Origin of the sequence: Paracoccus sp. SCN 68-21 (assembly GCF_001724535.1) — a bacterium.
In the GTDB taxonomy this organism is placed as follows: Bacteria; Pseudomonadota; Alphaproteobacteria; order Rhodobacterales; family Rhodobacteraceae; genus Paracoccus; species Paracoccus hibiscisoli.
In genome coordinates, this window is record NZ_MEES01000008.1 from 1 (window position 1) to 22,599 (window position 22,599).

25 protein-coding genes are annotated in these 22,599 nt (G+C 69.8%); 17 read left to right on the forward strand and 8 right to left on the reverse strand.

The window, feature by feature from the left end:
* The 3 genes from ABS73_RS04375 to ABS73_RS04385 all read right to left on the reverse strand — a co-directional run.
* The coding region (locus ABS73_RS04375) for an iron chelate uptake ABC transporter family permease subunit (protein WP_286693410.1) at nucleotides 1–789 on the reverse strand (789 nt) is incomplete at its 3' end.
* Entirely contained in the window at nucleotides 782–1,750 is a 969-nt protein-coding gene (locus tag ABS73_RS04380; RefSeq protein ID WP_277021239.1) for an ABC transporter permease, read from the reverse strand. The genes ABS73_RS04380 and ABS73_RS04375, both read right to left, overlap by 8 nt.
* Complete coding sequence (locus tag ABS73_RS04385) at nucleotides 1,750–2,649, reverse strand: siderophore ABC transporter substrate-binding protein (protein ID WP_277021242.1); 900 nt, start codon at nucleotides 2,647–2,649, stop codon at nucleotides 1,750–1,752. Before ABS73_RS04385 ends, ABS73_RS04380 begins: the two co-directional genes overlap by 1 nt.
* A 182-nt stretch (nucleotides 2,650–2,831) precedes the next feature.
* Here ABS73_RS04385 and ABS73_RS04390 point away from each other — a divergent pair, with 182 nt between their 5' ends.
* The 9 genes from ABS73_RS04390 (at nucleotide 2,832) to ABS73_RS04430 (ending at nucleotide 8,221) form a co-directional block, all read left to right on the forward strand.
* Nucleotides 2,832–3,119: a DUF2218 domain-containing protein gene (locus ABS73_RS04390; RefSeq protein ID WP_277021244.1), complete on the forward strand. Its 288-nt coding sequence runs from the start codon at nucleotides 2,832–2,834 to the stop codon at nucleotides 3,117–3,119.
* Between the two features lie 124 nt (nucleotides 3,120–3,243).
* Nucleotides 3,244–3,858 carry a ribonuclease D gene (locus tag ABS73_RS04395; RefSeq protein WP_277021247.1) on the forward strand — a complete coding sequence of 205 codons (615 nt, stop codon included), beginning with the start codon at nucleotides 3,244–3,246 and terminating at the stop codon, nucleotides 3,856–3,858.
* Nucleotides 3,859–3,867: 9 nt separating this feature from the next.
* A complete protein-coding gene (locus tag ABS73_RS04400; RefSeq protein WP_277021249.1) occupies nucleotides 3,868–4,833 on the forward strand; it encodes a KpsF/GutQ family sugar-phosphate isomerase in 966 nt (321 codons plus the stop codon).
* A gap of 3 nt (nucleotides 4,834–4,836) precedes the next feature.
* Complete coding sequence (locus ABS73_RS04405; protein ID WP_277021250.1) at nucleotides 4,837–5,409, forward strand: hypothetical protein; 573 nt, start codon at nucleotides 4,837–4,839, stop codon at nucleotides 5,407–5,409.
* 17 nt (nucleotides 5,410–5,426) lie between these two features.
* On the forward strand, nucleotides 5,427–5,903 hold the full coding sequence (lptA, locus tag ABS73_RS04410; protein WP_277021252.1) for a lipopolysaccharide transport periplasmic protein LptA: 477 nt from the start codon (nucleotides 5,427–5,429) through the stop codon (nucleotides 5,901–5,903).
* The gene (lptB, locus tag ABS73_RS04415) at nucleotides 5,903–6,637 is read left to right on the forward strand and encodes an LPS export ABC transporter ATP-binding protein (protein WP_277021254.1); all 735 of its coding nucleotides are present in this window, start codon (nucleotides 5,903–5,905) and stop codon (nucleotides 6,635–6,637) included. The genes lptA and lptB overlap by 1 nt, the downstream gene beginning before the upstream one ends.
* Before the next feature lie 177 nt (nucleotides 6,638–6,814).
* Nucleotides 6,815–7,393 carry a ribosome hibernation-promoting factor, HPF/YfiA family gene (hpf, locus tag ABS73_RS04420; RefSeq protein WP_277021256.1) on the forward strand — a complete coding sequence of 193 codons (579 nt, stop codon included), beginning with the start codon at nucleotides 6,815–6,817 and terminating at the stop codon, nucleotides 7,391–7,393.
* A 92-nt stretch (nucleotides 7,394–7,485) separates the two neighbouring features.
* Entirely contained in the window at nucleotides 7,486–7,950 is a 465-nt protein-coding gene (locus tag ABS73_RS04425) for a PTS sugar transporter subunit IIA (RefSeq protein WP_277021258.1), read from the forward strand.
* 85 nt (nucleotides 7,951–8,035) lie between these two features.
* Nucleotides 8,036–8,221 carry a hypothetical protein gene (locus ABS73_RS04430; RefSeq protein ID WP_277021260.1) on the forward strand — a complete coding sequence of 62 codons (186 nt, stop codon included), beginning with the start codon at nucleotides 8,036–8,038 and terminating at the stop codon, nucleotides 8,219–8,221.
* Nucleotides 8,222–8,251: 30 nt separating this feature from the next.
* Here the strand turns inward: ABS73_RS04430 and ABS73_RS04435 are convergent, their stop codons facing one another.
* On the reverse strand, nucleotides 8,252–9,118 hold the full coding sequence (locus tag ABS73_RS04435) for a branched-chain amino acid aminotransferase (RefSeq protein WP_409597765.1): 867 nt from the start codon (nucleotides 9,116–9,118) through the stop codon (nucleotides 8,252–8,254).
* A gap of 156 nt (nucleotides 9,119–9,274) precedes the next feature.
* On the opposite strand from ABS73_RS04435, the gene ABS73_RS04440 reads away from it, so the two are divergent.
* Genes ABS73_RS04440 through ABS73_RS04460 form a run of 5 tightly spaced genes read left to right on the forward strand, consistent with a single transcriptional unit; the run spans nucleotide 9,275 to nucleotide 16,053 of the window.
* Nucleotides 9,275–9,793 (forward strand): MarR family winged helix-turn-helix transcriptional regulator, encoded by a 519-nt coding sequence (locus ABS73_RS04440; protein ID WP_169306298.1) that lies wholly within the window; start codon nucleotides 9,275–9,277, stop codon nucleotides 9,791–9,793.
* A 7-nt stretch (nucleotides 9,794–9,800) separates the two neighbouring features.
* Nucleotides 9,801–10,499: a response regulator gene (locus tag ABS73_RS04445; RefSeq protein WP_277021268.1), complete on the forward strand. Its 699-nt coding sequence runs from the start codon at nucleotides 9,801–9,803 to the stop codon at nucleotides 10,497–10,499.
* 27 nt (nucleotides 10,500–10,526) lie between these two features.
* Entirely contained in the window at nucleotides 10,527–11,333 is an 807-nt protein-coding gene (locus tag ABS73_RS04450) for a uracil-DNA glycosylase (protein WP_277021271.1), read from the forward strand.
* Between the two features lie 54 nt (nucleotides 11,334–11,387).
* Nucleotides 11,388–12,710 carry an efflux RND transporter periplasmic adaptor subunit gene (locus tag ABS73_RS04455; protein ID WP_277021273.1) on the forward strand — a complete coding sequence of 441 codons (1,323 nt, stop codon included), beginning with the start codon at nucleotides 11,388–11,390 and terminating at the stop codon, nucleotides 12,708–12,710.
* A complete protein-coding gene (locus tag ABS73_RS04460) occupies nucleotides 12,703–16,053 on the forward strand; it encodes an efflux RND transporter permease subunit (RefSeq protein ID WP_277021276.1) in 3,351 nt (1,116 codons plus the stop codon). The genes ABS73_RS04455 and ABS73_RS04460 overlap by 8 nt, the downstream gene beginning before the upstream one ends.
* Here the strand turns inward: ABS73_RS04460 and ABS73_RS04465 are convergent.
* A complete protein-coding gene (locus ABS73_RS04465; protein WP_277021279.1) occupies nucleotides 16,030–16,854 on the reverse strand; it encodes a protein-disulfide reductase DsbD domain-containing protein in 825 nt (274 codons plus the stop codon). The two genes, ABS73_RS04460 and ABS73_RS04465, sit on opposite strands and share 24 nt — an antisense overlap.
* A 102-nt stretch (nucleotides 16,855–16,956) precedes the next feature.
* Between ABS73_RS04465 and ABS73_RS04470 the strand changes: the two genes are divergently transcribed.
* Complete coding sequence (locus ABS73_RS04470; protein WP_277021282.1) at nucleotides 16,957–17,565, forward strand: YqgE/AlgH family protein; 609 nt, start codon at nucleotides 16,957–16,959, stop codon at nucleotides 17,563–17,565.
* A gap of 152 nt (nucleotides 17,566–17,717) precedes the next feature.
* On the opposite strand, the gene map is transcribed toward ABS73_RS04470, so the two are convergent.
* Nucleotides 17,718–18,515, reverse strand: a complete 798-nt coding sequence (gene map, locus ABS73_RS04475; RefSeq protein WP_277021284.1) for a type I methionyl aminopeptidase — start codon at nucleotides 18,513–18,515, stop codon at nucleotides 17,718–17,720.
* A 102-nt stretch (nucleotides 18,516–18,617) separates the two neighbouring features.
* On the opposite strand from map, the gene ABS73_RS04480 reads away from it, so the two are divergent.
* A complete protein-coding gene (locus ABS73_RS04480) occupies nucleotides 18,618–19,358 on the forward strand; it encodes a competence/damage-inducible protein A (protein WP_277021286.1) in 741 nt (246 codons plus the stop codon).
* Nucleotides 19,355–20,077 carry a GNAT family N-acetyltransferase gene (locus tag ABS73_RS04485; RefSeq protein WP_277021288.1) on the forward strand — a complete coding sequence of 241 codons (723 nt, stop codon included), beginning with the start codon at nucleotides 19,355–19,357 and terminating at the stop codon, nucleotides 20,075–20,077. The genes ABS73_RS04480 and ABS73_RS04485 overlap by 4 nt, the downstream gene beginning before the upstream one ends.
* Nucleotides 20,078–20,178: 101 nt before the next feature.
* Here ABS73_RS04485 and ABS73_RS04490 read toward each other — a convergent pair whose 3' ends face one another.
* Together ABS73_RS04490 and ABS73_RS04495 are read right to left on the reverse strand one after the other, a co-directional pair.
* Nucleotides 20,179–21,000, reverse strand: coding sequence for a tryptophan 2,3-dioxygenase (locus tag ABS73_RS04490; RefSeq protein ID WP_277021289.1), 822 nt, complete (start codon nucleotides 20,998–21,000; stop codon nucleotides 20,179–20,181).
* Nucleotides 20,997–22,595, reverse strand: a complete 1,599-nt coding sequence (locus ABS73_RS04495) for an AMP-binding protein (RefSeq protein ID WP_277021292.1) — start codon at nucleotides 22,593–22,595, stop codon at nucleotides 20,997–20,999. The genes ABS73_RS04490 and ABS73_RS04495 overlap by 4 nt, the downstream gene beginning before the upstream one ends.
* Nucleotides 22,596–22,599 lie beyond the last annotated feature (4 nt).

Below are 22,599 nucleotides of genomic sequence, written 5' to 3' on the forward strand. Positions count from 1 at the left end.
GCGCGCGCTGCGCATCAGCCCATGCGCCAGCCCCGCCACGATCAGCCCGAAGAAGGCCACCGGCCCCACCAGCGCGGTCGAGACCGACACCAGCACCGCCACCAGCCCCAGCACGCCCAGCACCATGCCGCGATGGGCCAGCCCCAGGGACACCGCCGGATCGCGCCCCAGGGCCAGCACGTCCAGCCGCGCCGACAGCCGCCAAGCAGCCAGCACCGCACCCGCGGTGATCGCCGCCGCCCAGGGCAGCAGCGTGGCATCGACGCGGTTGAAGCTGGCAAAGCTGACCGATTGCACCACGGCGAATTCGTTGGGGTCCAGGATGCGGCCCAGAAACCCCGACAGCGACCGGAACAGCACCCCCAGGATCACTCCGGTCAGGATCATCCGCGGCACGTCGCGCGCGCCCCGCAGCAGCAGCGTGCCGAACAGCAGGCTGGCCAGAAGGGTCATGACCGCGATCTCGGCCAGGAATTTCGGGCCGGGCGGCAGGCCCGCCAGACCGGCGCCGCCCAAGGCGACCACCAGCCCCGTCTGCAGCAAGACATACAGCGCGTCGAACCCCATGATCGACGGTGTCAGCACGCGGTTGGACGCAACGGTCTGAAACAGGATCGTCGCGACGCCGATGGCGGTGGCCACGGTGACCAGTGCCGCCAGCTTGGTCCCGCGCAGGCCCAGGATAAAGGCGCGATTGCCGCCGCCGATGCCCTGCAGCATCCAGACCGCCGATAGCCCGGCCAGCAGCAGCGCCATCGCGCCCAGCATCAGCCCCGACCGCCTATCCATGGGCGGGCTTCGACCGCGGGGGCCGGCGATGCAGCAGCCACAGGAACAGCACCGCGCCCAGCACGCCCAGGATGGTGCCGGCGGGAACCTCATAGGGGTGGATGACCAGACGTCCGGCCAGATCGCAGGCCAGGACCAGCACCGCCCCTGCCAGCGCCACGACGGGCAGCGAGGCGCGCAGGTTGTCGCCCATGATCCGCGCGACCAGGTTCGGGACCACCAGCCCGACAAAGGGGATCATCCCCACCGTCGTCACCACCATCGCGGTCACGACCGACACCACCGCCAGCCCCAGCCGCATCACGGCGGCCGTGGACAGCCCCAGCCCCGTCGCCACCTGATCGCCCAGGCCCAGAATCGCAAAGCGGTCGGCCGAGAACCAGGCCAGCCCCGCCGCCACGCCCGCGATCCACAGCAGCTCATAGCGCCCCGAGATCACGCCCGAGAATTCGCCGCTCATCAGCCAGGTGCCGACATATTGCATCAGGTCGGTCTGCCAGCCGACAAAGGTCACGACCGATCCCAGCACCCCCGACAGGACCAGCCCCGCGATGGGGACCAGCATCACCTCGCGCACGGGCAGGCGGCGGATCACGGCCAGAAACAGCGCGGTGGTGACCATGGCCGACAGGCTGGCCGCGATCATGCGCAGCCACAGGGGGCTGGCGGGCCACAGGATGGTGATGGCCAACAGGCCAAGCGCCGCGCCCTCGGCCGTGCCGGACGTATCGGGGCCGACAAAGCGGTTGCGGACCAGCGCCTGGATCAGCACGCCCGCCACCGACAGCGCCGCCCCGGTCAGCACCACCGACAGCGTGCGCGGCAGGCGCGATTCCAGCAGGACCAGCATGGCCTGCGGATCTCTAAGGACCTGCGTCACGCGGATGTCGGCGGCGCCGACCGTCAGGCTGGCCAGCATCAGCGCGACCAGCGCGACTGCCAGGGCGGGCAGGGGGCGCATCAGTCCGCGAAGGCCTGCGTCAGCTGATCCAGCACCGCCATGGTCGAGGCATAGCCCCCGGCCGAGATATAGGCCGCCGCCGGGTCCAGCTGGATCACCTGGCCCTGGCTGAGGGCGGTCGTGCCCGCCACCAGGTCCGACCGCAGCGTCTCCATCGCGCCCTGGCCGTCCTCGCCGATGGCGGCGCCGCGATCGATGACCAGCAGCCAGTCGGGATTGGCCTGGGCGATGAATTCATGGCTGATCGCCTGCCCGTGGGTGGCGCTGTCCAGGCCGGGCACGGCCTCCTCCAGCCCGGTCGCGGCAAAGATCCAGCCAAAGCGCGAATCGCGGCCATAGGCGGACATCTTGGGGCCGTTCGTCATCACGATCAGGGCGGTGCCCTGGCCGTCGGCGGCGGCGCGCAGATCGTCCAGCCTGGCGTCCAGGGCGGCAATCAGCGTCGCGGCCTCGTCGGTCTTGTCGAACAGCGTGCCATAGGTCGCGATGCGCGCGCGGGCGTCGGCCAGCAGGTCGGTCCCAAAGGTCATGTCGATGGCCGGGGCCACCTGCGACACCGCCGCCAGCTGGGTCGAGGACCGTCCGCCCACCACCACCAGATCGGGGCCGAGGCCCGCCAGCGCCTCGAGGTCCGGCTCGAACAGGGTGCCGACGGGGGCGGCGTCAGGGGCCACGTCGCGCAGCGCAGGGACCAGGATGTTGTCGATGGTGCCCGCAGGCGTCACGCCCAGGGCGGTGATCGTGTCCAGCGCGGCCATGTCATAGACGGCGACGCGCTGGGGCGTGCCCTCCAGCGTGACGGGGCCTTGGGCGGTGTCGACGGTCACCTGCGCCAGGGCGGCCCAGGGGGCGGAACACAGGGTGGCGGCCAGCAGGCCGGACAGCGCGATGCGGCGCATGGCAGATCCTTTCACGGTTTGGTCCGCGTGGTGGCTGGGCTGTTGGCTGCACGCGGGGCGGGCTTAGCGTGGCTCCAAGGGCTGCGCAAGAATAGCAGGGTGTTTTTGTCGGAAACCTGCGCCGATTTGTTGACAGAAACACTTTGCCGTCCTAGCTGAGGGCCAGCACGAAAGGATACCCAATGCGCCTGACCGCCGATTTCCCCACCGCCCGCGCCGCGTCCCTGATGGGCACCATGGCCAAGCATTTCGGCCACAAGATCCCCGTGACCCAGGAAGGCGATCAGGCCGTGCTGCGGTTCGAGATGGGCGAGGCGCATCTGCAGGCCACGCCCGAGCGTCTGCACCTGGCGCTAGAGGCCGCCGATGACCAGGCCGCCGAACGCCTGCGCGGTGTGGTGGAAAGCCACCTGCTGCGCTTTGCCCAACGCGACGATCCGGCGCCGCTGGACTGGGCGCGCGCGGCCTGACCCTGCTGTCTGACGCGGCGGCCCTGCACGCGATTTTCACTGGATCGGACCGGCCGTTTCTGGTCGAAGGGGGCCAAAGCGGCCGGATGCCAGGCGTCCGGCCCCCGAACAGTCAGGACCGGTCATGAGCATCCATCTGTATCCCAACGATCTTCCCGACGATCTGGTGCTGGGCCAGGTCGTGGCCATCGACACCGAGACGATGGGCCTGGACCCGCGCCGCGACCGGCTGTGCCTGGTGCAGCTGTCGGATGGCGATGGCGAGGCGCATCTGGTCCAGATCGATCGCGGCCAGACCGAGGCGCCGAACCTGACCAAGCTGCTGACCGACCCCAAGGTGCTGAAGCTGTTCCATTTCGGCCGCTTTGACATCGCGGCGCTGGAGAACGCCTTTGGCGTGGTCACGTCGCCGGTCTGGTGCACCAAGATTGCCTCGCGGCTGGTGCGGACCTTCACCGACCGGCACGGGCTGAAGGTTCTGCTGAACGAACTGGTCGGCGTCGATGTCAGCAAGCAGCAGCAGACCAGCGACTGGGGTGCGACCGATCTGTCGGACGCGCAGCTGGAATATGCGGCATCCGACGTGCTGCACCTGCACAAGCTGAAGGAGGCGCTGGAGGAGCGGCTCAAGCGCGAGAACCGGCTGGGTCTGGCGCAGGCGTGCTTTGACTTTCTGCCGGCGCGGGCCCATCTGGACCTGCTGGGCTGGAGCGACGAGGGCGACATCTTTCGCCACTGAAGCACGGGCATGACGGAAAAGGGGTTGGGCGTGGCGGATTACATCGAAACGGCGCGGCGGGTGATCGGCGTCGAGATCACGGGCCTTGAGGCGCTGTCGGCGGGCCTGGGCGATGAGTTTTCGCGCGCGGTCGAGATGATCCTGGCCGTGCGCGGCCGGGTGATCGTGTCGGGCATGGGCAAGTCGGGCCATGTGGGGCGCAAGATCGCGGCGACCTTCGCCTCGACCGGGACGCCCGCGCAATTCGTGCACCCGGCCGAGGCCAGCCATGGCGATCTGGGCATGGTGACCGAGGCCGATCTGGCGCTGGTGCTGTCCAACAGCGGCGAGACGCCGGAACTGGCCGATCTGATCGCGCATACGCGGCGCTTTTCCATCCCGCTGATCGGGGTGGCGGCGCGGCCGCAATCAACGCTGATGCGGCAGGCCGACCTGGCGCTGGTGCTGCCCGCCGCCCCCGAGGCCTGCGGCAACGGCATCGTGCCCACGACCTCGACCACGATGACGCTGGCTTTGGGCGACGCGCTGGCCATCGCGCTGATGGAGCATCGCCAGTTCACGCCCGAACATTTCCGCACCTTTCATCCCGGCGGCAAGCTGGGCGCGCTGCTGGCCAAGGTGGGCGACCTGATGCATGTCGATCTGCCGCTGGTGGCGCAGGATGCGCCCATGTCCGAGGCGCTGCTGGTCATCAGCCAGAAGGGTTACGGCGTGACCGGCGTCGTCGATGACGCGGGGGCGCTGGTCGGCATCATCACCGATGGCGATTTGCGCCGCCACATGCAGGGCCTGCTGGATCTGGATGCGCGTGCCGTGATGACGCCTGCGCCCCGCACCATCGCGCCGGGCGCCCTGGCCGAGGCCGCCCTGGCGCAGATGCAGGACCGCAAGATCACCTGCCTGTTCGCGGTCGAGGACGGCATGCCGCGCGGCATCCTGCATATCCACGACTGTCTGCGCGCGGGGCTGGTCTAGGCCATGTCGCGCACCCGCATCGTCCGCTGGCTGAGGGTGCTGTTGCCGCTGCTGGCGTTGGCGATGCTGTCGACGATGTTCCTGTTCAGCCGCGAATCGGATGTCGAATCGCGCATCCCCTATGCCGAGGTCGATGCCCAGGCCGCCGCGCGCGAGAACCGCATCGTGGCCCCCGAATACAGCGGCGTGACCGGCGACGGCGCGCAGCTGACCCTGCGGGCGGCGCAGGCGGCGCCGGGTGCCGCGGGCGGCGTCGCGGGCGATCTGGCGCTGGACTGGCAGCGGCCCGACGGGCTTCGCGCCGATCTGACCGCGCCGCAGGGCGGGCTGACCGACGGCACGGTGCGACTGGAGGGCGGCGTGCGCATGACCACCAGCAGCGGCTGGCAACTGGACGCGCCGCGCATCGACGCCCAGACCGGCAGCGCCGTCATCGAGGCGCAGGAGGGGGTCGCGGCGGAGGCGCCCTTTGGGCGGATCACCGCCGGGCGGATGCGGCTGGCGCCCGGCCCGGACGGCGATGGCGCGGCGATCTTGAATTTCTCGGACGGCGTGCGTCTGATATACCAACCCTGACCCCCGAGGAGCCGATGATGATGCGCCCCCTGCTGATCGCCCTTGCGCTGTGTGCGCCCCTGCCCGCGCTGGCGCAGACCACCTTTGGGGGGATGCAGGCGGATACCTCGGCCCCGGTCGAGGTGGCGGCCGACAATCTGGACGTCAACCAGACCGATGGCAGCGCGCTGTTCACCGGCAATGTGGTGATCGGGCAGGGCGAGATGCGCCTGTCCGCCGACCGCGTGGCGGTGCAATACGCGCCGGGCGATCAGCAGCGGATCGACAGCCTGACCGCGACCGGCAACGTCACGCTGGTGTCCGGCCCCGACGCCGCCGAGGCGGCCGAGGCGGTCTATGACGTGGCGGCGGGCACCGTCCTGCTGACCGGCGACGTGCTGCTGAGCCAGGGCGGCAACGTGCTGTCGGGCGACCGCATGACCGTCGATCTGGCCACCGGCGCCGCGCAGGTGCAGGGCCGCGTGCGGTCCGTCCTGCAGCCGGGGGGCAACTGATGACGGACGGGACTGGGCTGGACGTGCGCGGCCTGCGCAAGTCCTATCGCAACCGGCCCGTGATCCGCGACGTCTCCGTCAACTTGCAGCGCGGAGAGGTCGTGGCCCTGCTGGGGCCGAACGGGTCGGGCAAGACGACATGTTTCTATTGCATTGCGGGGCTGGTCACGGCGGATGCGGGGCAGGTCCTGATCGACGGGCGCGACGTCACGCGCCTGCCGATGTTCCGCCGCGCGCGTCTGGGCATCGGCTATCTGCCGCAGGAGATGTCGATCTTTCGCGGGCTGACGGTCGAACAGAACATCATGGCCGTGCTGGAGGTCGCGCTGGACGATCCGCGCCACAGGCGGGACCGGCTGGAGGAATTGCTGGCCGATTTCTCGATCACGCATCTGCGCGGCGCCCCGGCGCTGGCGCTGTCGGGGGGCGAGCGCCGGCGGGCCGAGATCGCGCGCTGCCTGGCCTCCGACCCCGCCTTCCTGCTGCTGGACGAGCCCTTTGCCGGCGTCGATCCCATCGCCGTGGGCGAGATCCGCACCCTGGTCCACGCGCTGAAGTCGCGCGGCATCGGCGTGCTGATCACCGACCACAACGTCCGCGAAACATTGGGAATCGTCGATCGCGCCTATATCCTGCACGATGGCCATGTGCTGATGGCGGGCACGACCGAGCAGATCGTGGCCGATCCGCGCGTGCGCGAGGTCTATCTGGGCGACAGCTTCAGCCTGTTGTGAGCGCGCCGCCTGCATGATTCCCGGTCACGGCCCCGTGTGGGCCGTTGACAGTTGCCCCGCGCTGTCACCAAATCGAGATATGCGGGTGCGGAGATGCCGTCCCGCACATACCCGCCTTCGCCCTTGCCGGCCCCCCGGGCGGGCGTCGCGGCGGCGGGCAACCGGAGAGGAGTGACGATGCGCTACACCATCAGCGGAAAACACATCGATGTCGGGGATGCACTGACCACGCATGTCAAGACAGAGCTGGGCGAGACCCTGGAGAAGTATTCTCAGCGTCCGACCGATGCGTCCGTGACCTTTTCCAAGGATGCTCATCAGTTTCTGTGCGACACGGTGGTGCACCTGTCCACCGGCCTGACCGTGCAGGCGCGCGGCCACGCGAATGACAACATCTATGCCGCCTTCGAGGCCTGCCGCGAAAAGATGGACAAGCAGCTGCGCCGCTACAAGCGCCGCCTGAAGGATCACCACAAGGACCATGCCGAGCCTGTTGTCTTCGGTCAGGCCGACAGCTATGTGCTGGCCGCCGAGGATGATGACGCGGAATCGCAGGGCGGCAGCCTGGAGCCGATCATCATCGCCGAAATGGAAAGCCGCGTGCCCACCCTGTCGGTGGGCGATGCGGTGATGCATATGGAACTGTCCGGCAGCCCGCTGCTGGTGTTCCGCAACGAGAAACATGGTGGCGTGAACGTCGTTCACCGCCGCGACGACGGCAATGTGGGCTGGATCGACCCGCGCGGCAACGGCTGAGGCCCGCCGCAGGTCCGGTCCGCCGACGGGTCGTGATGCCGCCCCCGGACAGTCCTGTCCGGGGGCGGACAGCTTGGGAAAGACGAAACGCGATGCAGCTTGCTGAAATCCTCAAACCCGGCGCGGTGCGGTCTCTGGGGCAGGTCACCTCGAAAAAGCGCCTGTTCCAGGAGCTGGCCGATCTGGCGCATGCGGTCTATGGGCTGAACGCCTCGGAGGTGCTGGACGCGCTGCAGGAACGCGAAAGCCTGGGGCCGACCGGCGTGGGTCAGGGCGTGGCCCTGCCGCATGCGCGGCTGCACGGGCTGGACAAGGTCGCGGGGCTGTTCCTGCGCCTGGAGAAACCCCTGGATTTCGACGCGGTCGACCGCCAGCCGGTCGATCTGGTCTTTGCGCTGCTGGCCCCCGAAAGCAGTGGCGTCGATCACCTCAAGGCGTTGGCGCTGGTGTCGCGCACGCTGCGCGATCAGGACCTGCGCGCGAAACTGCGCGCCAATGACGACCCTGTGACGCTGCATGCGGTGCTGTCGGCGGCGCAGGGCATCAAGGCCGCCTGACGGCGCCCCCTGACCGGCATGTGAACACAGGGGTTCAAATCGGTCCGGATCGGTCCTATAGTGACCACTCCCAAAGGAGGGTCCCATGAGCCGTCATATCTCCGATCAGCCCCGCACCCGCGGCAATGCCCGCCTGACCGCATTCCTGCGCCAGGCCCGCGCCGCATTGCCCCATCCCGCCACGTTGCAGCTGCAATCGCGTCCCAAGACGCGCGATGCGGCTGTGAAACCGGCGCATTACCTGCGCATCGCACGCGGCCACCAGGCCTGAGCGGGGGGCGCGGACGCCCCCCGGCCGCGGTCAGGCGCGGACCAGCGCCTCATAGCTTTCGGCCACGTCGCGGGTGATCTGGCCGACCTGGAAATGCCAGTCGCCGATCTGGCCGACCGGGGTCACCTCGGCGGCGGTGCCGGTCAGCCAGCATTCCTGGAACGATTCCAGCTCATCGGGCAGGATGCGGCGTTCGTGGACGGTCAGGCCCTTGTCCTTCAGCATCTGGATAATGGTCTGGCGGGTGATGCCGTTCAGGAAACGGTCGGCCATCGGGGTGTGGATCTCGCCATCCTTCACGAAGAAAATGTTGGCGCCGGTGGCCTCGGCCACATAGCCCTCCCAGTCCATGAACAGCGCGTCGGAACAGCCCTTGGCCTCGGCCGCGTGCTTGGACATCGTGCAGATCATGTAGAGGCCGGCGGCCTTGGCGGCGGTGGGGATGGTTTCCGGGCTGGGGCGTTTCCACTTGGCCACGTCCAGCTTCGCGCCCTGCCATTTGGCATCGCCGTAATAGCTGCCCCATTCCCACGCGGCGACCGCCATGCAGACCGGGTTGCGCGCGGCGGAGACGCCCATGTCCAGCCCCGACCCCCGCCATGCCACGACGCGGACATAGGCGTTCTCGAAGCCGTTGGCCTTCAGCACGGCCTCCTTGGCGGCGTCGATCTCTTCGGCGGTATAGGGGATCGGCATGTCCAGCAGGCGGCCCGATTCCAGCAGCCGCAGCGAGTGTTCGTGACCCTTGAAGATCTTGCCGTCATAGCACCGCTCGCCCTCGAAGACCGAGCTGGCGTAATGCAGCGCGTGGCTCAGGACGTGCACCTTGGCGTCGCGCCAGTCGACCAGGTCGCCATTCATCCAGATCTTGCCGTCGCGGTCGTCGTAAGGCAGCATCATCACTCTCCATCCGTCGCCCGGTTTTTGCGATTCTTGCGTCTGTCAGGGCGGATTTGGCATGTTTGTTACGCAAGATGCTTGACGGCTAGCAATCACCGATTAGAAAGTCAACAACGCTGCCATATCCGGGGCAGCCAGCGGACGGGGACGACGATGCAGGAAAAAGCGCGCCTACAGGCCATGGTGGGCGAGGATCTGCTGTTCCTGACCGACGACCAGCTGCGCCGCGGGATCGAGGCGATGTTCTTTGCCTATCGCGCCTTCACCGCCGACCCGGACATGATCCTGGCCGACATGGATTACGGGCGCGCCCATCACCGGGCGCTGCATTTTATCCATCGCGATCCGGGGCTGACGGTGACCTCGCTTCTGGCGGTGCTGGGGGTGACGAAACAGTCGCTGAACCGGGTGCTGCGCACGCTGATCGACGACGGGCTGGTGGACAGCCGCATCGGAAGGCGCGACCGCCGCGAACGCCAGCTGCACCTGACGCCCAAGGGCACCGCCCTGGAGCGCCGCCTGTCCGAGGCGCAGCGGGCGCGGATGCGCGCCGCCTATCGCAATGCGGGCCCGCAGGCGGTCAGCGGCTTTCGGCAGGTGCTGGAGGCGATGATGGACCCGGACACGCGGGCGCAGTATCAGGCGTTGAAGGATCTTCCCGACGACCGCTGAGGCCCCCATGACCGCGACCGACTGCCACCTGCTGATCGTTGACGACGACGAACGCATCCGCGCGCTGCTGGGGCGGTTTTTGCGCAAGAACGGATACATGGTGACCATGGCCCGCGATGCCGCGCAGGCCCGCCGCCTGCTGGCGGGGCTGGATTTCGACCTGATCGTGATGGATGTGATGATGCCCGGAGAGGACGGGCTGTCGCTGACCCGCGATCTGCGCACCCGCATCGACACGCCGATCCTGCTGCTGACGGCCAAGGGCGAGACCGAGGACCGCATCAGCGGGCTGGAGAGCGGCGCCGACGATTACCTGCCCAAGCCCTTCGAGCCGCGCGAGCTGCTGCTGCGCATCGGGGCGATTCTGCGCCGGGTGCCGGTGGTCGAGGTGGCGCAGCCGAAATACCTGACGCTTGGCGCGCTGCGCTATGACACCGACAAGGGCGAATTGTGGAACGGCGACGCGCCGCTGCGCCTGACCGGCACGGAAACCGCACTGCTGCGCCGTCTGGCCGCCAGCCGGGGCCAGCCGGTCAGCCGGGCCGATCTGATCGACGATCTGGGCCGCGGCGGCGAGGATGAGAATGGCGAGCGTGCCATCGACGTCCAGATCACCCGCCTGCGCCGCAAGATCGAGCCCGACCCGCGCGAGCCGCGGTTTCTGCAGACGGTGCGGGGCACGGGCTATATGCTGGTGGTGGACTAGGGCGGTCCGCGGCCCTAGCGTGCGGCGATGACCGATCAGGCGACATATCAGGGATTCGCGCTGGATGCGGACACGGCGCTGGCGCTGCTGGACTGGCAGCTGGAGATGGGCTGCGACGTGCCCATGCTGGACGCGCCGGTGGACCGGTTCGACCTGCCCGCGCGCGTGGCGCCTGCCGCACCCGTGCCCGTCACCGCGCCGCCGGTTCCCGATGACGACCTGTCGGCGCGGCTGGCCCAGGCCCGCATGCTGGCCCAGGGCGCCGCGACCCTGGAGGCGCTGGCCGCAGCCCAGGAGGGGTTCGACGGGATCGAGCTGAAGAAGGGCGCGCGCAATTTCTGCTTTGCCGACGGCAACCCCAAGGCCCGCGTCCTGATCCTGGGTGAGGCGCCGGGCGACGAGGAGGATCGGCAGGGCCGCCCCTTTGTCGGCCGCGCGGGGCAGATGCTGGACCGCATGTTCGGGGCCATCGGGCTGGCCCGCGACGGGGTCGATGCGGAACGCGCCTTCTATGTTACCAACGTCCTGACCTGGCGCCCGCCCGGCAATCGCGACCCCGATCCCGATGAAATTGCCGTGAGCCTGCCGTTCCTGGAACGCCATATCGACCTGGTCTCGCCCGATCTGATCGTGCTGATGGGCAACATTGCCTGCCAGGCCGCGATCGAGAAACGCGGCATCCTGCGCCTGCGCGGCCAGTGGGTGCAGGCGTTCGGGCGTCCTGCGCTGCCGATGACGCACCCTGCCTATCTGCTGCGCAACCCGGTCGCGAAACGCGATGCCTGGGGCGACCTGTTGTCGCTGCAGGCGCGGCTGGAATCGCTGGCCGTTTAGGTTTCGTTTGCCCATCATGCGCTATCCCGGCCATCCCATAGATGGACCATCCGCATGCGTTTCCTGACCCGCAGCCTGCTGGGGCTGTTCCTGACCTTTCTGACGCTGGCTCTGCTGATGCTGGCCGGGGCGACGCTGTGGCGCGCCATGAGCCCCGCCGACGGCGCGGGCGGTCCTGTGCGCGGTGGGGGCGAACAGGTCTATGCCGCGCGGCTGGTGACCGTCGAACCGGGCCGGGTCCAGCCGCAGATGCAGGTGTTTGGTCAGGTCCGCGCGCGGCGCGAATTGCAGCTGCGCGCCGGTGCCGGGGGGCGCATCGTGCAGATGGACCCCGCCCTGCAGGAGGGCGGCACCGTCGTCGCGGGCCAGCTGCTGGCGCGCATCGACCCTGCGGCGGCGCAGGCGGCGCTGGACCGCAGCCTGGCGGAACGCGCCGACGCGCAGGGCGTGCTGGAGGATGCGCGCCGCCGCGTGGATATCGCGGGCCAGGACGTCGCGGCATCCGAACGTCAGGCCGAACTGCGCGAGGCCGCCGTGACCCGGCAGGCCCAGCTGGCGGAACGCGGTCTGGGCACCAGCCTGGACCGTGAGACGGCCGAACTTGCGGCCTCCAGCGCGGCGCAGGCCGCGATTGCCAGCCGCGCCGCCCTGGCCGATGCGCAAAGCGCCGTGACCGCCGCCGAAAACGCGCTGCGCCGCGCCGAGATCGCCGTGACGGAGGCACGCCGCGCCCTGACGGACACCGAGCTGCGCGCCGGTTTCGACGGACGCGTCACCGCCGTGACGGCGGTCGAGGGCGCGCTGGTCAGCGTCAACGAACAGCTGGCCACGATCATCGACCCCGACGCGCTGGAGGTGCAGATCCCGCTGTCTCTGGCGCAGTTCGGGCGGCTGATCGGCCCTGACGGCCGGCTGCTGCCGCAGGCTGTCGCTGTGACGCCGGACGGGCAGGGTGACGCGGTGGCGGTGCTGGACCGGGCCTCGGCCTCGGTCGCCGAAGGGTCGGCGGGGCGCGTGGTCTTTGCGCGGCTGACCCAAGGGGCGCAGGCGCTGCGGCCCGGCGATTTCGTGACCGCCCAGATTGCCGAACCCCCGCTGGAGGGCGCCGCGACCATCCCCGCCGCGGCGGTCGGATCGGACGGCGCGGTGCTGGTCGCGGGTGACGATGGGCGGCTGCGCACGGTGCCGGTGACGGTGCTGCGCCGTCAGGGCGACGCGGTGGTGATCGCGGTGCCCGCCGATCTGGCGGGCGCGCGGATCGTGGCCGAACGCGCGCCGCAACTGGGCACCGGCATCCGCGTGCGCGACGCGGGCGACCCCGCGCCCCAGGGCGGCCCGGACCAGCGCGTGCAGGGACGGGGGCCGACCCGTGGATAGGCGCCCCGGCCTGATCGGCCTGTTCGTGCGCCACGCCACCCTGGCCAACCTGCTGCTGGCGGTGATGGTGGTGGCGGGGCTGTATGCCGCGCCGCGCCTCAGGGCGCAGTTCTTTCCCGATACGGTCGTCCAGCAGATCCAGGTCGGCGTGCGATGGGACGGGGCCGGGGCCGATGATGTGGACCGGTCGGTCGTGGCGGTGCTGGAGCCCGCGCTGATGGCGGTCGAGGGGGTGTCCCTGACCACCAGCCAGTCCAGCCAGGGCTCTGCCCGCATCACCCTGGAGTTCGAGCCGGGCTGGGACATGTCCCGCGCCACGGGCGAGGTCGACGCCGCCATCGCCGGGGCGGGCAACCTGCCCGACGGCGCCGAGACCCCCGAGGTCACCCGCCGCGCCTGGCGTGATTCGGTGACCGATGTGGTGATCTCGGGGCCGGTCGGCCTGGACCAGTTGGGCCGCATCGCGGACGATCTGACGAACCGCCTGTACGCGCGCGGCGTCACGCGGCTGAACGTCACCGGCCTGTCGGCCCCCGAAACCCTGGTCGAGCTGCGCATGGCCGATCTGGTGCGCCATGACATCACGCTGGACCAGATCGCCGCGACCATCGCCGCCGCCGCGGCGCCCACGCCTGCGGGCGATGTGGCATCGGGCATATCCCGTGTGCGCACGGGGGCCGAGACGCGAACCCCCGCGCAGGTCGCGGATCTGGTCCTGACCGCGCTGCCCGACGGCACCCAGCTGACCATCGGCGACGTGGCGCAGGTCCGCGACACGGGCATCGACCGGGGCGTGGCCTATTTCGTCAACGGCAATCCGGCGGTCACGATCTCGGTCCAGCGCAGCGCCTCGGGGGATGCGATCGGCATGCAGCAGGACGTGCAGGCGGCGGTCGACGCGCTGTCGCCGACCCTGCCGCAGGGGGTCACGGCGGAACTGGTGCGGGCGCGGGCCGAACAGATCTCGGCCCGGCTGGCGCTGCTGCTGGACAATGCGCTGCTGGGGTTGGCGCTGGTGGTGGGGCTGCTGTTCCTGTTCCTGAACGCGCGCACGGCGATCTGGGTCGCGGCGGGGATTCCCGCGGCGCTGCTGGCGGCGGTGGCGCTGATGTATGCGGTGGGCATGACGATCAACATGATCTCTCTGTTCGCGCTGATCCTGACGCTGGGCATCATCGTGGACGACGCCATCGTGGTGGGCGAGCATGCCGATTACCGCGCCCGCAAGCTGGGCGAGGCGCCCAAGCTGGCCGCCGAACGCGCGGCAGAGGCGATGGCCGCGCCGGTCATCGCATCGACCCTGACCACGATCATCGCCTTCGCCGGGCTGGTGCTGATCGGCGGACAGTTCGGGTCGCTGGTCTCGGACATTCCGCTGACGGTGATCCTGGTGCTGGTGGCATCCCTGGTCGAATGTTTCCTGGTCCTGCCCAACCACATGGCCCATGCGCTGGCGCATCAGGCCAAGGACCGCTGGTATGACCGGCCCTCGATCTGGGTGAACCGCTGGCTGGACCGCTTTGTGGCGGGGGTGGTGCGGCCCGTGGCGCGGCTGGTGCTGGTCGCGCGCTATCCGGTGCTGGCGCTGGTCATGGTGGGCTTTGCCTGGTCGGCCTCGGCGCTGATCAGCGGGTCGGTGCCGTGGCGGTTCTTCGATTCGCCCGAACAGGGCAGCGTGTCGGGCAATTTCGCCATGCTGGAGGGCGCGTCCCGCGATGACACCCTGCGCGTCATGGGCCTGGTGCAGGAGGCCGTGGACCGCGTCGCGGCCGAGTATCAGGCCGAATACGGCATCAGCCCGCTGACGCATGTGATGACCCAGATCGGCGGCAATGCCGGCCGTCCCCTGCCGGGGGCCGAGACCAAGGATGCCGACCTGCTGGGCGCCGTCCAGATGGAGCTGATCGACCCCGATTTCCGCCCCTATTCCAGCTTCGAGCTGGTCGCCGCCCTGCAGGAGGCGATGCCCACCGACCCGCAGCTGGAGACGATCAGCTTTCGCGGCGGCCGGTCGGGGCCGGCAGGCGACGCGATCTCGGTGCTGATGACGGGGGCGGATTCCGCGACGCTGAAGGCTGCCGCCGAGGCGCTGAAGGCGCGGCTGGCCGAGGCGCCCGAGGTGTCCGCCTTGGAGGACACGCTGGATTACGACAAGGATGAGCTGGCGCTGCGCCTGACGCCCCAGGGCGAGGCCCTGGGCTTCACCACAGACGCCCTGGCGCGCGAATTGCGCCAGCGCCTTGGCGGCATCGAGGCCGCCACCTGGCCCGAGGGCACGCGCACCGGCGCCATCACCGTCGAGCTGGCCGAGGATGACCGCCGCGCCGATTTCCTGGACCGCATGCAGATGCGCACCGCGTCGGGGGCCTGGGTGCCCCTGGCCGATATCGTCACCGTGGGAACCGAGGCCGGGTTTTCCGTCGTGCGCCGCGAGAACGGAGAGCGGATGATCACGGTCACCGGGGACATCTCGGGCGACGACCCGGCCCGCGCGGCGGCGATCACCGCCGATCTGCAGGCCCGCCTGCTGCCTGACATCGCCGCCGAATTCGGCGTCACCTATGACGTGACCGGCCTGGCCCAGCAGGAGCGGGAGTTCCTGTCCGAGGCGCTGATCGGCTTTGCGCTGGCGCTGACCGGGATCTATATGGTGCTGGCCTGGATCTTTGCCAGCTGGACGCGGCCGCTGGTGGTGATGTCGGTCATTCCCTTCGGGCTGATCGGCGCGGTCTGGGGCCATGCGGCCTGGTCGCTGCCGATGAGCCTGTTTTCCGTCGTGGGTCTGATTGGCATGTCGGGGATCATCATCAACGATTCCATCGTGCTGATCTCGACCGTTGATGCCTATGCGCGCGACCGCGGCCTGCGCCCCGCGATCCTGGACGCGGTGGCGGACCGGTTTCGGCCCGTTCTGCTGACCACAGCCACGACGGTTCTGGGGCTGGCGCCGCTGCTGTACGAACGCTCGTCTCAGGCGCTGTTCCTGAAACCCACGGTGGTGACGCTGGCCTATGGGCTGGGGTTCGGGATGGTGCTGGTGCTGCTGGTGGTGCCTGCGGTGCTGGCCGTGGGGGCCGATCTGGCCCGCGCGCGGCAGGGATTCCGCCGCAGCCTGCGCGACGGTCCGCTGCGCGGGGTGATGCGTGGCGCGGCGGCCGCGGCGGCGGTCGCGCTGGTCGTGGTGCTGGGGCCCGCGACGGTGCTGCCCGCGATGGGGCTGACGGTGCCCGACTGGTGGCCGCTGGCGGCGACGGGGGGCGGGGCGCTGCTCAGCTATCTGGCGGTGCTGGCGGTGATTCTGGTGGCGGCGGGGGCGGGCTCAGCCCGGCGCGCAGCCCGTTGATTCGGTCGCGGGGCCGTCATCGGCCGGAATGACCGTCAGGCGCAGCGCCTGCCGGTCCAGATCAAAGGGCGCGCCGGTCGGGCCGACCATCTCGACCACCGCCTGCAGGCCCCTGGGCCCATCCGTGATATCGGCGCCCGAGACCCAGACGTCCGGGCTGTCGGTCAGCTCGATCGCGGCCAGGGTCGCGCCCTGGTCGGGCAGGGCCATGGCGACGCGCATGCCGTCCGTTAGGGGTGTGACATGGCAGGCCGGGCTGTCGTCGCGCCGTTCGGGCGCCAGGGCCAGGGCGTCCGTGATGCGTGGATCGGGGGCGTCGCCGACGGGCGGCGCCGTCAGGTCCAGGCCTGCGGGCACGCAGATGTCCTTGCACAGCCCTAGGTCGATCCGGGCGCGGATATCGACCGGCTGGCCGGGGTCGACCGGATGCGCGGTCAGCGGCAGGACCAGGTGGTCGTGATACCCCATCTCCAGCACCTCGCCCGAGCGGATGGCCTGCGGGGCGGGCCAGTGCAGCGTCACATGGTCCAGATTGCCCGACCCGGTCCAGTCCAGATGCGGCGGCAGGCCGGTATCGCCGGGGCTGCGCCAATAGGTCTTCCACCCCGGTTCCAGCTGCAGCTCCAGCGCCAGGATGCGCGCGCCTGTCGGATCGGTCCAGCCGGGCAGCAGCCGCGCGCCCTGCAGGCCCGGCGGGAGGGCGTCCGGCGGGGCGGGCACGGTCTGGGCTAGGCTGGCGATGGGCAGCATCAGTGCCCAGATCAGCGTGGGGGCAAGGGGCAGGCGGGGGGCATGAGCCATGCCCTGTCCTAGCCGCCGCCCGGCCGGTCCGGAAAGTCACAATCGCGCGCAGGGGTTGCAACATCCGGGCGCGGCACCGATCTGTCATGAAAAGGAGACATGATGACCAGCACCCCCCGCGACCCTGCCCATGATCACGCCCAACCGGTCCAGAACCTGACCGGCAAGATCCTGATCGCGATGCCCGGCATGAGCGATCCGCGATTCGAGCGGTCGGTGGTGCTGGTCTGCGCGCATTCGGACGAGGGGGCGATGGGACTGGTGCTGAACCGTCCCCTGCCCGAGATCGGCTTTTCCGACCTGCTGGAGCAGCTGGGCATCGAGGCGGACGAGGATGCCCGCCCGATCGAGATCCGCTTTGGCGGCCCGGTCGAGCCGGGGCGCGGCTTCGTGCTGCACAAGGTGGCCGAACACGGGCAGGACCCCGAGGGGCGGCTGCGCATCGGCCAGGCGTTGGCGATGACCACGACGCGCGACATCCTGATGGATCTGGCCCAGGGACAGGGCCCCAAGCCAGCCGTGCTGGCCCTGGGCTATGCGGGCTGGGGGCCGGGACAGCTGGAGACCGAGATGCTGGCCAATGGCTGGCTGACCGGAGAAGGGGCGGACGATCTGATCTTCGATCTGTCGCATGCGGACAAGTGGCAGAGGGCGCTGCGGGCGCAAGGGATCGATCCGTCGCTGCTGTCGGCGGCGGCGGGGCGCGCCTGACCAATTGCGTCCCGCGATGACCGGGGGGTTCCACCCCCCGGGCCCCCTGGGGCGGAGGACGCCTTGCCGGTGTTGCGTGCTTGTCGTGCTGGCGCAACGGCCCTGGGGGTCCGGGGGGCGGAGCGCCCCCGGCCACCGCGGGACGCAACTGGTCAGGACAGGTCGGGGAAGAACCGGTCCGACGGGGTGAAGATCTCGCAGCCATCCGCCGTGACGCCGATCGAATGTTCGAACTGCGCCGAGAGCGACTTGTCACGGGTGACCGCCGTCCAGTCATCGGCCAGCACCTTGGTTTCCGGGCGGCCGAGGTTGATCATCGGCTCGATCGTGAAGAACATGCCCTCCTCCAGCACCGGCCCTTTGCCCGCGCGCCCGAAATGCAGCACGTTGGGCGGCGAGTGGAACACCCGCCCGATCCCGTGGCCGCAGAAGTCGCGGACGACGGACATGCGGCGTTCTTCGGCATAGGTCTGGATCGCCGCGCCGATATCGCCGAAGGTCGCGCCGGGACGCACGGCCTCGATCCCCTTCATCAGCGCGTCATGGGTCACCTGCAGCAGCCGCTGCGCCTTGAGCGAGGGTTTGCCCGCCACGTACATCCGGCTGGTATCGCCGAACCATCCGTCCAGGATCACCGTCACGTCGATGTTCAGGATGTCGCCGTCCTTGAGGCTCTTGTCGCCCGGGATGCCGTGGCACACCACGTGGTTCACGCTGATGCAGCTGGCATGCTGGTATCCGCGATAGCCGATCGTGGCCGATGTCGCGCCCAGTTCCGTCACCCGGTTGCGGATGAAGTCGTCCAGCGCGCCGGTGGTGACGCCCGGTGCGACCATCGGCCCCACCTCGTCCAGGATCCGCGCGGCCAGGGCGCCCGCCGCCCGCATGCCTGCGAAATCCCCGGGCATGTGCAGGCGGATGCCTTCCCTCGTGATACGGCCTTCGTCCATCGCTGATCCTTTCTGTCTGCCGCCCTAGATAGAGACGCGCGCCCACTTGTTCCAGCCCCGCCCGCAGGCATAGATGAGGCGCCACACCCAAGGGAGAGCCCCATGCAGTCCGACAACCCCACAGCCGCCATCCTGGTCATCGGTGACGAGATCCTGTCGGGTCGCACGCGCGAGGGGAACGCCCACCACCTGGCCCAGGTGCTGACCGCCACCGGCATCGACCTCCAGGAGATCCGCGTCGTGGCCGATGACCCCGACCGCATCGTCGATGCGATCCGCGCGCTGGACCGGACGCTGGGGGGCGCCTACGATCTGCTGTTCACCTCGGGCGGGATCGGGCCCACGCATGACGACATCACCGCCGATGCGGTCGCCGCGGCCCATGGCACCACGGTCGAGATCAACGACCACGCCCGCGCCCTGCTGCAGGAACGCTGCGACCGCATGGGGGTCGACCTGAACGAGAACCGCCTGCGCATGGCACGCATCCCCGTGGGCGCCACGCTGATCGACAATGCCGTGTCGGCCGCGCCCGGCTTTTCCATCGGCGCGACCCATGTGATGGCGGGCGTGCCCGAGGTGTTTCGCGCCATGGTCGCTTGGCTGATCCCGCAGCTGCCCGTGGGCCGTCCGGTGCAATCCCTGACCGTTGAGGTCCGCCGCGGCGAAAGCGAGGTGGCCGAGGATCTCAAGGCCGTCGCCGCCGATTACGCCGACCTGTCGCTGGGGTCCTACCCCTTCCGCGACGACACGGGCTGGGGCACGAACCTAGTCGTGCGGGGCCTGGACGCCACCCGCGTCGATCAGGCGATGGCCGCGCTGCGCACGCGCATCGGCCTGTGAGCCGCCCCGACCCCGATCTGGCCGCCGCCTTCGAGGCGACCTGGCCCGCCGCCGAAACCGTCCGCTGCGGCGGCTTCCTGGTCGGGCGCGGCGCAGGCGCGGGCGGGCGTGTCAGCTCGGCCATCGCGGTCGGGCCGTGGACCCAGGCCGATATCGACGCCGCTTGCGCGCAGCACGCCGCTTGGGGCCAACCGCCGCTGTTTCGCGCTTGGGACGACGAGGCGGACCTGATCGCCGCCCTGAGCGCGCGGAGCTTGGCCGCCCATATCCCGACGCTGGTCATGGCCGCGCCAGTCTCTGCGCTGACCGACCGGCCGATCCCCCCGGTCACCGCCTTTGCCATCTGGCCCCCCCTAGCGATCCAGCGCCAGATCTGGGCCGCCGGCAACATCACCCCCGCCCGCCAGGCAGTGATGGACCGCGTGCCCCTGCCCAAGGCCGCCCTGCTGGGCCGCATCCGCGACCGCGCCGCGGGCGCGGGCTTCGTCGCGCTGCACGACCGGACCGCGATGGTCCACGCGGTCGAGGTCCTGCCCGCCTTCCGCCGCCAGGGCCTCGCCGGCTGGATGATGCGCCAGGCCGCCCTCTGGGCGCAGGATCTGGGCGCTACGCGCATCGCCCTCGCCGTCAGCCGTGCGAACACCACGGCCCAGACCACCTATGCCAGCCTCGGCTTCACCACCGCCGGCAGCTACGCCTATTACGGCCCCGCCGCCTGACCCATCGGACCGACCGCGCCCGGACCGCAGGTCCGGGCGCCACCGACGGCCGCGACCCCGGCCCGTCAGGGCCGGTCAGGTGCGGCCGTCCGCCCCCTTGCTCACAGCTCGGTCCGCAGCTCCCACAGGTCGGGGAACAGCACCACGTCCAGCATCCGCCGCAGATAGTTCACCCCCGACGTGCCCCCCGATCCGCGCTTGAAGCCGATGATCCGCTCTACCGTCGTCACATGGTTGAACCGCCAGCGGCGAAAGTAATCCTCGAAATCGACCAGCTTCTCGGCCAGCTCATACAGCTCCCAATACCGCGCCGGATCGCGATAGACCTCGGCCCAGGCCGCGCGCGCCGCCGCGTCCGGCGCATGGGGCGCGTCCAGCGCCGGGCGCGGGGCCACGTCGAACCCCGCCACCCGCAGCCGCCCCAGAACCTCATCATACAGCGACGGCCGACCGGCCTCCTCCCGAAGGGCATCCGCCAGGTCGGGGCGATGCGCATGGGGCGCGATCATCGCCATGTTGCGGTTGCCCGCGACGAATTCGATCATCCGGTACTGATGCGACTGGAACCCGCTGCTTTCGGCCAAAGCGGGGCGAAAGGTCGAATATTCCGACGGCGTCATGGTGCGCAGCACGTCCCAGGCCGAATTCAGCTGCTCCATGATCCGCGCCACGCGGGTCAGCATCTTGAAGGCGGGCCGCAGGTCGCCCGCGGCGATCCGGTCCCGCGCCGCCCCCATCTCCAGCAGGGCCAGCTTCATCCACAATTCAGACGTCTGGTGCTGGATGATGAACAGCATCTCGTCATGCGCATCCGACAGGGGGGCTTGGGCCGTCAGCAGCCGGTCCAGCCCTAGGTAATCGCCATAGGACATGCGCCCGTCGAACGACATGCGGGCGCCTTCTTGTGCAGGGTCGATGGTCATTGCTTCAGTCTGAACCTCTGGATCTTGCCGGTCTGGGTCTTGGGCAGGGCCTCGCAGAACACCACCCGGCGGGGATATTTGAAGGGCGCGATCGCATCCTTCACATGCCGCTGCAACCGCTCCGCGGTCGCGGTGTCGGGCGCCACACCGGGGGCCAGCACGACATGCGCCTCAACGATCTGGCCGCGTTCCGGGTCCGGCGCGCCGATCACCGCGCATTCCAGCACGTCCGCGTGCGCCAGCAGCGCGGCCTCCACATCCGGCCCGGCGATGTTATAGCCCGACGACACGATGATGTCGTCGCAGCGCGCCGCGAAATGGAATCGCCCGTCCTCGTCCTGCCAGAAGGTGTCGCCGGTCAGGTTCCAGCCGTCCTGCACATACTCCGCCTGCCGCGCATCGTTCAGATAGCGGCAGCCCGTGGGCCCGATCACCGCCAGCCGCCCCATCTCTCCGCGCGGCACCTCATGGCCCGCGTCGTCGACGATCCGTGCGCGGTATCCGGTCACGGGCCGCCCGGTACAGCCCGGATGGCTGTCATCCAGCCGGTTTGTCAAAAAGATGTGCAGCATCTCGGTCGCGCCGATCCCGTCCAGCATAGGCTTGCCCGTGCGGTCGTGCCAGTCCTGCCAGATGGGCGCGGGCAGGGTTTCCCCCGCGCTGATCGCCACGCGCAGGCTGGACAGGTCCGCGCCCTGATCCATTGCGCGCAGCATCACCCGATAGGCCGTGGGTGCGGTCACGCAGACCGTGGCACGGTGGCGTTCGATGATCTCGATCAGGTTCGGGGGCGACGCATTCTCCAGCAGCACCGCGCTGGCCCCAAAGCGCAGCGGGAACACCGCCAGCCCGCCCAGCCCGAAGGTGAAGGCCAGCGGCGGCGATCCCACGAAGACATCGTCGGGCGTCACCCCCAGCACCTCGCGCGCATAGCCGTCGGCGATAATCAGCAGGTCGCGGTGGAAATGCATCGTGGCCTTGGGCTCTCCGGTGGACCCCGAGGTCATCCCCAACAACGCCACATCGTCCCGCCCGGTCCGCACGGCGTCGAACCGCACCGGTTTCGTCAGCGCCGCCCGGTCCAGATCGGCGTCGTGATTGGCCGTCCCGTCAAACCCCACGATCGGCACCGCCCCCGCCGCCTGCATCTCGTCCATCAGGCGGGTGTCGCACAGCGCCAGGTCGACCTGCGCCTTGTCGATGATCTGGCGCAGCTCCTTGGCGCGCAGCATGGGCATGGTGTTAACGACCACCGCCCCGGCTTTGGTCGCGGCCAGCCAGCAGGCGACCATCGCGGGGTTGTTCGCCGACCGGATCAGCACCCGGTTGCCGGGCCGCAGCCCGTAATCGGCGACCAGCGCATGGGCCAGCCGGTTGGTCCAGTCCGACAGTTCCTTATAGGTCCGCGCCCGCCCGTTGCCGACCAGGGCGACCCGGTCGCCGAACCCGCGATCGACCATGCGGTCCGTCAGTTCCGCCCCCACGTTCAGCCAGTCGGGATAGTCGAAACCGGCCAGCTCGATCCGCGGCCAGGCGTCCTCTGGGGGCAGGTTGTCGCGCGTAAAGCTGTCCTCGTGCCCGCTTGGTCCCAGCATGACC

Bases quoted from the DNA above. Each gene is read 5' to 3' on its own strand.
- ABS73_RS04380 (WP_277021239.1), bottom strand. From the start codon at position 1,750: ATGCGCCCCCTGCCCGCCCTGGCAGTCGCGCTGGTCGCGCTGATGCTG.
- ABS73_RS04385 (WP_277021242.1), bottom strand. From the start codon at position 2,649: ATGCGCCGCATCGCGCTGTCCGGCCTGCTGGCCGCCACCCTGTGTTCC.
- ABS73_RS04390 (WP_277021244.1), top strand. From the start codon at position 2,832: ATGCGCCTGACCGCCGATTTCCCCACCGCCCGCGCCGCGTCCCTGATG.
- ABS73_RS04395 (WP_277021247.1), top strand. From the start codon at position 3,244: ATGAGCATCCATCTGTATCCCAACGATCTTCCCGACGATCTGGTGCTG.
- ABS73_RS04400 (WP_277021249.1), top strand. From the start codon at position 3,868: ATGACGGAAAAGGGGTTGGGCGTGGCGGATTACATCGAAACGGCGCGG.
- ABS73_RS04405 (WP_277021250.1), top strand. From the start codon at position 4,837: ATGTCGCGCACCCGCATCGTCCGCTGGCTGAGGGTGCTGTTGCCGCTG.
- lptA (WP_277021252.1), top strand. From the start codon at position 5,427: ATGATGCGCCCCCTGCTGATCGCCCTTGCGCTGTGTGCGCCCCTGCCC.
- lptB (WP_277021254.1), top strand. From the start codon at position 5,903: ATGACGGACGGGACTGGGCTGGACGTGCGCGGCCTGCGCAAGTCCTAT.
- hpf (WP_277021256.1), top strand. From the start codon at position 6,815: ATGCGCTACACCATCAGCGGAAAACACATCGATGTCGGGGATGCACTG.
- ABS73_RS04425 (WP_277021258.1), top strand. From the start codon at position 7,486: ATGCAGCTTGCTGAAATCCTCAAACCCGGCGCGGTGCGGTCTCTGGGG.
- ABS73_RS04430 (WP_277021260.1), top strand. From the start codon at position 8,036: ATGAGCCGTCATATCTCCGATCAGCCCCGCACCCGCGGCAATGCCCGC.
- ABS73_RS04435 (WP_409597765.1), bottom strand. From the start codon at position 9,118: ATGCTGCCTTACGACGACCGCGACGGCAAGATCTGGATGAATGGCGAC.
- ABS73_RS04440 (WP_169306298.1), top strand. From the start codon at position 9,275: ATGCAGGAAAAAGCGCGCCTACAGGCCATGGTGGGCGAGGATCTGCTG.
- ABS73_RS04445 (WP_277021268.1), top strand. From the start codon at position 9,801: ATGACCGCGACCGACTGCCACCTGCTGATCGTTGACGACGACGAACGC.
- ABS73_RS04450 (WP_277021271.1), top strand. From the start codon at position 10,527: ATGACCGATCAGGCGACATATCAGGGATTCGCGCTGGATGCGGACACG.
- ABS73_RS04455 (WP_277021273.1), top strand. From the start codon at position 11,388: ATGCGTTTCCTGACCCGCAGCCTGCTGGGGCTGTTCCTGACCTTTCTG.
- ABS73_RS04465 (WP_277021279.1), bottom strand. From the start codon at position 16,854: ATGGCTCATGCCCCCCGCCTGCCCCTTGCCCCCACGCTGATCTGGGCA.
- ABS73_RS04470 (WP_277021282.1), top strand. From the start codon at position 16,957: ATGACCAGCACCCCCCGCGACCCTGCCCATGATCACGCCCAACCGGTC.
- map (WP_277021284.1), bottom strand. From the start codon at position 18,515: ATGGACGAAGGCCGTATCACGAGGGAAGGCATCCGCCTGCACATGCCC.
- ABS73_RS04480 (WP_277021286.1), top strand. From the start codon at position 18,618: ATGCAGTCCGACAACCCCACAGCCGCCATCCTGGTCATCGGTGACGAG.
- ABS73_RS04490 (WP_277021289.1), bottom strand. From the start codon at position 21,000: ATGACCATCGACCCTGCACAAGAAGGCGCCCGCATGTCGTTCGACGGG.
- ABS73_RS04495 (WP_277021292.1), bottom strand. From the start codon at position 22,595: ATGCTGGGACCAAGCGGGCACGAGGACAGCTTTACGCGCGACAACCTG.